Origin of the sequence: Butyricicoccus sp. Marseille-Q5471 (assembly GCF_951230135.1) — a bacterium.
GTDB lineage: Bacteria > Bacillota > Clostridia > Oscillospirales > Butyricicoccaceae > Agathobaculum.
In genome coordinates this window covers 472,995-480,607 of record NZ_CATNVC010000001.1, presented here as the reverse complement: position 1 = coordinate 480,607, position 7,613 = coordinate 472,995, and the positions used below count along the sequence as shown (strand labels likewise).

Here is a 7,613-nt window from a genome sequence, read left to right as displayed (position 1 = left end):
CTGCGCCGTTTTCTCCGATCAGACCCAGAATCTCGCCGGGTTTGACCGCCAAATGCATATTCTTTAATGCAACGACGCCCGGAAACCGCTTTACCGCATCTTTTAATTCTACTACATATTCGCTCATGTGCTCTCCCTCTTCGCCTGATTTAAAAACACGACCTCCGAAGAGGTCGTGTTTGACCTGATGAAATTAGCTGAGCTGCTTGGTAAGTGTGTCCAGACGAGCCTGTGCATTGTCGGGCGTAACAACGTCTGCACCGGAATCAATGAACTTTTCAAGGGTCTCGCCATTGAGCGCCTTGACAATAGATTCCATCGACTTGTAACCCATTTCGTAGGCCATCTGTGCAACGGACATGGTCAGCTCGCCGTTCAGAATCGCGTTGCAGGCAGACTTGTCGCCGTTGAAGCCGAGGAAGATGGTGTTTTTGTACGCTTCGTTGCCCTTGGCCGCACGGGCAGCTGCCATCGCCATATCGTCATTATTCGCGCAGATGATTGCGATGCCTTCCGGATGGGTCTGCATAATGCCTTCCATGCAGGTTACTGCCTGATCAGCAACTGCGTTGGCATACTGAACTTCGCTTTCGAGGAATTCGCCGCCGTTTTCATTGACGCCCTTCTTGTAGCCGTTCATACGCGCGGTATTGGTCTGGTCACCCTGGACGCCTGCGATTTCGATGCACTTGATCTCTTCCCAGCCGGCCTTCTTGGCAGCTTCAACAGCAGCCTTTGCGCCGAGTGCGGCAGCCGCTTCGTTGCCGGTGCCGACGAAGGACAGAATTTCGGGAGCATCGATATTGGTGTCAACCGCAAGAATCGGCTTGGTCTGACCTGCAATCAGCTTGGTGACCATGTCGCTCTGCAGCGGCGCGATGATGTAGCCGTCATACGAGGAGTTGGTCAGATCGGTCTCAATCATGTTCTGCTGCTCGTCAAACGCGGTCTCAGAGCTGGGGCCCTTGACTTCAACTGTCACGCCCTCGTTCTCTGCGGCATAAGCCTCAGCGCCCTTCAGAACGAACTGCCAGTACTCTGCGGAGGTAGTCTTGAGAATCATGCTGATGTTGTAGTCCTTTGCGCTTGTACCTGCGTCGGGAGTTGTGCTCGGCTCTGTTGTGCCGCCTGCCGCGTCACTGCCGCCGCCGCTGTTACCGCATGCGACCAGGCTGAGTGTCATAGTACCCATCAGCATTGCTGCCACCAAACGTTTCATTTTCATCATAAATCAACCTCTCCTTTTCTCGTGCTCCGCAACCTCTCTCAATAGCGGAAGCCATCTTCTTTCCGCGCCGGAAATACAAGCCTCGACATGATGCGTCTTTTGTTCAAGATATGTACAAAAAACCTCTTTGTTTTTAAAGGAAACCTCCTTTCGCTTGAATTTCCGTTCCGGAATTTTCTTTATCTTATCGCGCACGGGACGGCAATGCAATGATATTTTTTGCTATTCCCTTATCAAATTTTGCCCTTTTCGCTGACATCATGTATAATGTATCTGTTTGGAATGCGGATGATTTGTACATAGTTCACAATTTCGGGCTGTTTTGCTGAGGTGAATAAAAGTCACCTCCACATAATTTAAGAAAAAAACATGAGCATATCGCGCAAGATAAGTAAGGCTTTCGGCAAGAATCCTTATTGGATTTTCGGGCTGCATCTGTTATCCTAAAAAGAAATATTCCTTTAATCTGCCGTTTGTCCGGAGGGCGCTATGAGAATTATAGATACCGGCGTTTTATGCAATTCATTTATGGAGTTTTCCATTCCTTCTGACTTTGCCAGAAGTGCGCTCTTTTATGTGCCGCAGTTCGGTCATTTTTTCTGCACGGATGGCTACGATATCCGGCGCGAATCGCTGGGGCTGTTTTTGCTCATCTGCGTTTCCGATGGTATGCTGACAATCGAAACCCAGGGACGCAGCTACATGGCTGCAGAGGGACAAATCGTGCTGCTCGACTGCCGGCAGCCACACCGCTACTATTGTACCCAGCCGACGGAATTCCTGTGGTTTCACTTTTGTGGCGGCAGCAGCGCGCAGTATGCCGATTACCTGTTTGAGCAGGGCGGTGTGGTCTTTTCCGGGGAGCATATTCCGTATCTGCGGCAGCATTTTGATTTCATTCTGACCCATGCACAGCTTGCTTTTCCGAATGAACACGCCATTTCGCTGCATGTAAGCCAGATTCTGGGCTATCTCGCCACGCCGCAGCAGCGCACGAGCGTACTCAACCCGCTGCTCAGTCCGGCGACCGACTACATCGGTGTGCATTATGCCGAAACCATTGAACTGGATACGCTGGCGGAGCAGTGCAGCCTGAGCACCTCGCATTTTATTCGCAGCTTCAAGAAAAACCTCAACTGTACGCCGCATGAATATCTGCTGTCCTACCGGCTCAAGCAGGCCAAGCAGCTGCTGGTTACGACCTCACGCTCGGTTGAGCAAATCGCCGAGCAGTGCGGGTTCAACAGTGCTTCGCATTTTGCCCGCGCCTTTCGTAAGAACAACGGCATGTCGCCCTCGGCATTCCGTATGATGCAGTTTTAATAACAGAAACAAAAAGTGCGCTTCTTTTAAAGAAGCGCACTTTTTGCATGGGATATGGAAATGAAAAGTGAGGGCTGATTTATCAGAGGGTATTGCCTTATTTGGCAATGCCCAGCGGGGAAAACAGGAGATACGCGCCGATTGTCACGACAACCGCGAGAATGGCGAAAATCTTGCCCTGCTTCCACGGCGTCAAATCGACTGCATGCACATCGGTAATCTCATAGGCTTCGCTGCGCGGCGCCACCTTGGTGCAGACCCAGTAAATGAGCACATCAACCAGAAATAACGCAAACACCACATACAGATAGTGGAATCGCTGGCAGAACGGCGAGACCTTGGACAGACCGTAGAGCACCATATGTACCGGAACGACGATTTTGGGCGCGATGGACGGCGAATACTTATTAAACAGGCCGAACAGCACGGTAACCAACAGCGGCATCGGGAAGAATCCCCAGCATTCGTTGATGAAATTCATGATGCCTGTGCCGAAATACATGATAAACGGTGCAATGATAATGGATGCGACCGCAATAATCGTACCGAAAACCTTGCCGACATGCACCAGACGCTTGGCATCGGCCTTGGGCTCGACAATCGGCTGATACAGGTCAAGCGTGAAGATGGTAATGGACGAATTGAGCACCGAGTTGAACGACGACAGAATCGCGCCAAACATCACAGCGGCAAGGAAGCCAAGCAGGGGCTTGGGCACAACTGCAAGGATGAGCATCGGATAGGAGGCGTCCGCCGATGCGCCGACCTGCGTGGACATCTTGTCGGCAAACAGCTGGAAGGCGATGATGCCGGGAATGACCAGAATGCTCGCGTCCAGAATTTTGAAGAAACCTGCCCAGATTGCACCCTTCTGGCTTTCGGCCAGATTGCGGCCGGCCAGCGAACGCTGAATGATGGACTGGTTGGTCGCCCAGTAAAAGAGGTTGTTGACCAGCATGCCGGTCAGCAGCAGCGGCCACGGCACCTCAGGCGGCAGCGCGTTTGCCGGACTCCATGCGTTCAGCTTTTCCGGGGTAGCGGTGATAAAATGCTCAATGCCGGTCAGGAATCCGCCGCCATCCAGTGCGCCGAGCGCTATAATGCCGAGCACCGGCACCATAATGCCGCCAATCAGCAGGCCGATGCCATTGACCGTATCGGAAACTGCAACGGCCTTCAGGCCGCCGAAAATCGCGTAAATCGCACCGACCACGCCGGTTGCAAGGCAGACAATGGCGATTGCCGCAAAGCGGGAAAGGTGAAACAGGCCAGATACATCGAAAATCTGCTCTAACACGACCGCGCCCGAATACAGGATGACGGGCAGCATGGTGAAGATGTAAGCAATGAGAAACAGAACGGAGAACAGACGCTTGGTCGTCGTGTCAAAGCGCTGTTCAAAGAACTCCGGAATCGTCGTGATGCCGCCCTTGAGAAACCGCGGCAGGAACAAAAACGCCAGCATGACCAGTGCGAACGAGGACGTGACCTCAAACGCCATCGGACTCATATTGCCCGCAAAGCTTTGGCCGTTGGTGCCGACCAGCTGCTCGGCCGACAGGTTGGTCATCATCAGTGAGCCTGCAATGACGATGCCGGGCAGACCGCGTCCGGCAAGAAAATACCCTTCCTTGGTCGACAAATCCTCGTCGCGGGTTTTCCACCAGGAAATCACCGCAACCAGAATGGTAAAGGCAAGGAACGTTGCTGCAACAAACATTTTATAACCCCTTTAATATTCTCTTTTTGACAGAGCAAGGCCGCCGTGCCAAACGCGGCGGTCCTGCCCCCAATCTCTTTTTCAATGATAGGAAACTTTTTATTCGTAGTCAACCCATGCAGCGCCCTGTTCGGCAGATTCTACACATTTGTCGACCCACTTGACGCCAAGCACGCCCGCATGCACGCCGGGATACCAGAAGTCAATTGTCTCGCCCTTTTCCGTCTTTTCGATTGCCATGGCGAAACGGCCGTACAGATTGCTCCACGCCTCAAACAGACCCTCGGGATGACCCGCGCCGATGCGGTCGTCCGCCACCGCTTGGGGAGTGAGATAACCCATATCGCGGTGCAGCACGTGCTGCGGCTCGCCCTGCACCTCATAGAGCAGCTGATTCGGGAACTCAGCGTTCCATTCGACAGAAGCAAGCTCGCCCACGACGCGGATTTTATGACCGAACATCGCGCCCGCGTTGACGCAGGACGACCACAGGTAGCCCACCGCACCGTTGTCGTACTCCATGATTGTCATGGCATTATCCTCGAGAGGCTTGCGGCTCTCAACAAAGGCCTGCTTGGAGCACATCAGGCGCTTGATTTTCAAATCGGGAAGCATTGCCTCGGACAGAAACAGCGGGTGCGTGCCCACATCGCCCAGCACGTAGGACGGGCCGGCCTTCTTGGGGTCGACGCGCCAAGCGGTCGATGCGGCGTTTTTCTCAACCGCTACATTGTGGAAACCGTGCGCAAACTGCATGTTGACGATGCGAATCTTGCCCAGCTCGCCCTTCGCAATCATCTGGCGCGCCTGCTCAATCATCTGGTGACCGGCGTAGCCGTAGGAAACGAACATGATTTTGCCGGTCTGCTTGACCAGCGCCTCCAGCTCTTCCGCTTCGGCGGTCGAGAAGCACATCGGCTTTTCGCAGTACACGTGCAGACCCGCCTGCAGCGCCGCCTTGGCAATCTCGAAATGGGTGAAGTTCGGTGTTGCGATGGATACCGCCTGAATGCCGTCTTCGCGCTCGGCTTCTGCTGCAAACATGGTTTTGTAGTCCGAATAGCAGCGCTCAGGCGCAACATTCAGGCTTGCGCCGAACTCCTGTCCGCGCACGGGGTCAATGTCAAATGCGCCTGCAACGAGATCGAAATTGTAGTCGCGCAGTGCACTCGAGCGGTGGATGTAGCCAATCTGGCTGCCCTTGCCGCCGCCAACCATTGCCCAGCGGATGGGGTTTTCTACTCTTTTTTCACCGTAATACATGGAAATTCCTCCGTTTTTATTTAAATTTCATAACCAACAGATTTTAAATAGTCGACACTGGCCTTCACATCGCGCAAGCTGGTATCGGCATTGCGCGGATCACGCTCCTGCTCGATTGTGATGTAGCCCGCGTAGCCGATGTCCGCAAGCGTCTGCCGAATCGTCGGATAATCGAGCGTGCCTGTGCCAATCGGGCACATCGCGCCCTTGCCACAACCCTCGAAAAAGCGGATGTGCTCGCCGAGCACTTCGAGGTAAATCTGCTCGTTTACATCCTTAAAATGAACGTAATCCAAGCGGTCAGCATACATTTTCAGCCATTCGACCGGATCCATGCCCGAATAGTACAGGTGGCCGGTGTCCAGACACAGACCGGCGAGCTCATAGGGAATGTCGCGTACGACTGCGTCAATCTCGTCGGCAAACTCGATGTAGCCACCTGCGTGTGGGTGGATGACCGGGCGCACACCGTAGGAGTTCGCGCGCTCGCAGATGCCGCGGATGTGCCGCATCATCTGAGCCCACTGTTCGTCCGACAGGCGCGGCGCACGATCGGCATGACCGGCGGCGTAGTCACGCTCGTCATGTCCCCAATCCATAATGGTCATGTAGGGCGTGGGGAAGTGCTGCCCCTTATGTACCGTCAACCGCGGGAGTTTTACAATCAGCGAGCAGATATCATCGGTCTGGCGCAGCAGGTTCTCGTAATTCTCTTCGTTGAGCAGGTCGTCAAAAATGGTGCCCGCGACAATCGACAGGCCGTTTTTCTGTAGCTCCGCTGTCACAGCGTCTACGTCAATCGGCAGATAGCCGTAGGGCCCGAGCTCAATCGCGCTGTAGCCTGCCTGACCCGCTTCCTCCAGTACGCGCTGCCATGGCGGCAAATACGGATTCTTGACATCGTCGACACCCCAACAGCAGGGTGCGCCGCAGATTTGAATGGACATTTCGTTCTCTCCCTTGCATGAGACCGCGAAAATCGGCGTGATTTCCGACTTTTTGGGCTCTCATATGCTTTCTTTTTTGTGTTCTCATTATACCGCACCGCATCTTGCAATGTTTTTTGATTGTTGCGCTTTGTATTTTCAAACCCTACGAAAAAATGCACAAAATTTCGTTTGATTTTTTGGATATTACGGATTCTTGCGATTTTCTGCTCGGTGCGGCATAATAGGCATATCAAATCACTGCGCAAAGGAGCACGACTGTGACCAATCAAGTTTTACGCCGCGCGGCTTCTCCGCGGCTGCTGTATGCGACGCGTCAGGCCATTGCCGACCCCCGCGTGCACCGCTCGATTCATCGGCACGAGGACTTGGCCGAGCTGCTGTTCGTTTATCAGGGCGAGGGTACCTACATTGTCGACGGCTACAGCTACGACATCCGGCCGGGTGATTTGCTGCTGTATAATCAGGGCGGCCTGCACGAGGTCACCTCCGCAACTACGCGCGAGATTGGCACATTCTGCTTCGGCGTTGCCGGTGTTGCGCTCTCCGGCTTTGAGGATGGGCACATGACCGACGCCGCGCAAGGCTTTGTGCGTCCGGTCGGCGCGCGATACAGCGAAATTTACACCCTCTGCCGCCTGATTTATGAACAAATGGAACAGGATACGCCGCAGTCCCGCGCCATTGTCGACCATCTGTTTCCCGGACTGCTGCTGCTCGCGCTTTCCTTTCCGTCCGACTATCGCAGCACGTGCCAGAACACCGATGTTGTGCTCGCAAACCGCATCCGCCAGTACATTGCAACCCATTTTACCGAGCCGATTACCCTGGAGGAAATCGGAAACGAGCTGCATGTATCCCCCTTTTACGCGGCACATGTGTTTAAAAGCATCACTGGGTTCTCACCCATCCAATACATGATTCGCTGCCGTATCGGTGAGGCGCAGAATCTGCTGATTTCGACTGACTTTAATGCCACGCAGATTGCCGCGCTCGTCGGCTACAACAGCGCAGGACACTTCAATGCCATCTTCACCAAAACGGTCGGGCTGGCGCCCATCCGCTATCGCACGCAGTATTTGGAGTCGCTGCAGGGCAAGCGCGGACAGTAGAAAACAAAAAGATACCGGCT

The 7,613-nt window shown here is 53.9% G+C and carries 6 protein-coding genes; 2 read left to right on the top strand and 4 right to left on the bottom strand.

Translation table 11 applies throughout. The annotated features are described in order from the left end of the window. Positions 1–193: 193 nt before the first annotated feature. Complete coding sequence (locus tag QOX26_RS02490) at positions 194–1,228, bottom strand: sugar ABC transporter substrate-binding protein (protein ID WP_283673296.1); 1,035 nt, start codon at positions 1,226–1,228, stop codon at positions 194–196. Positions 1,229–1,717: 489 nt separating this feature from the next. Here QOX26_RS02490 and QOX26_RS02485 point away from each other — a divergent pair, with 489 nt between their 5' ends. After that, positions 1,718–2,551, top strand: coding sequence for a helix-turn-helix domain-containing protein (locus tag QOX26_RS02485; protein ID WP_283673295.1), 834 nt, complete (start codon positions 1,718–1,720; stop codon positions 2,549–2,551). Between the two features lie 97 nt (positions 2,552–2,648). Here the strand turns inward: QOX26_RS02485 and QOX26_RS02480 are convergent, their stop codons facing one another. The 3 genes from QOX26_RS02480 to QOX26_RS02470 form a co-directional block, all read right to left on the bottom strand. Beyond that, on the bottom strand, positions 2,649–4,271 hold the full coding sequence (locus QOX26_RS02480) for a solute:sodium symporter family transporter (protein WP_283673294.1): 1,623 nt from the start codon (positions 4,269–4,271) through the stop codon (positions 2,649–2,651). Positions 4,272–4,370: 99 nt separating this feature from the next. Then, the gene (locus QOX26_RS02475) at positions 4,371–5,534 is read right to left on the bottom strand and encodes a Gfo/Idh/MocA family protein (protein WP_283673293.1); all 1,164 of its coding nucleotides are present in this window, start codon (positions 5,532–5,534) and stop codon (positions 4,371–4,373) included. A gap of 20 nt (positions 5,535–5,554) precedes the next feature. Next, the gene (locus tag QOX26_RS02470; RefSeq protein WP_283673292.1) at positions 5,555–6,481 is read right to left on the bottom strand and encodes a sugar phosphate isomerase/epimerase family protein; all 927 of its coding nucleotides are present in this window, start codon (positions 6,479–6,481) and stop codon (positions 5,555–5,557) included. 260 nt (positions 6,482–6,741) lie between these two features. Between QOX26_RS02470 and QOX26_RS02465 the strand changes: the two genes are divergently transcribed. Beyond that, positions 6,742–7,593: a helix-turn-helix transcriptional regulator gene (locus QOX26_RS02465; RefSeq protein ID WP_283673291.1), complete on the top strand. Its 852-nt coding sequence runs from the start codon at positions 6,742–6,744 to the stop codon at positions 7,591–7,593. Positions 7,594–7,613 lie beyond the last annotated feature (20 nt).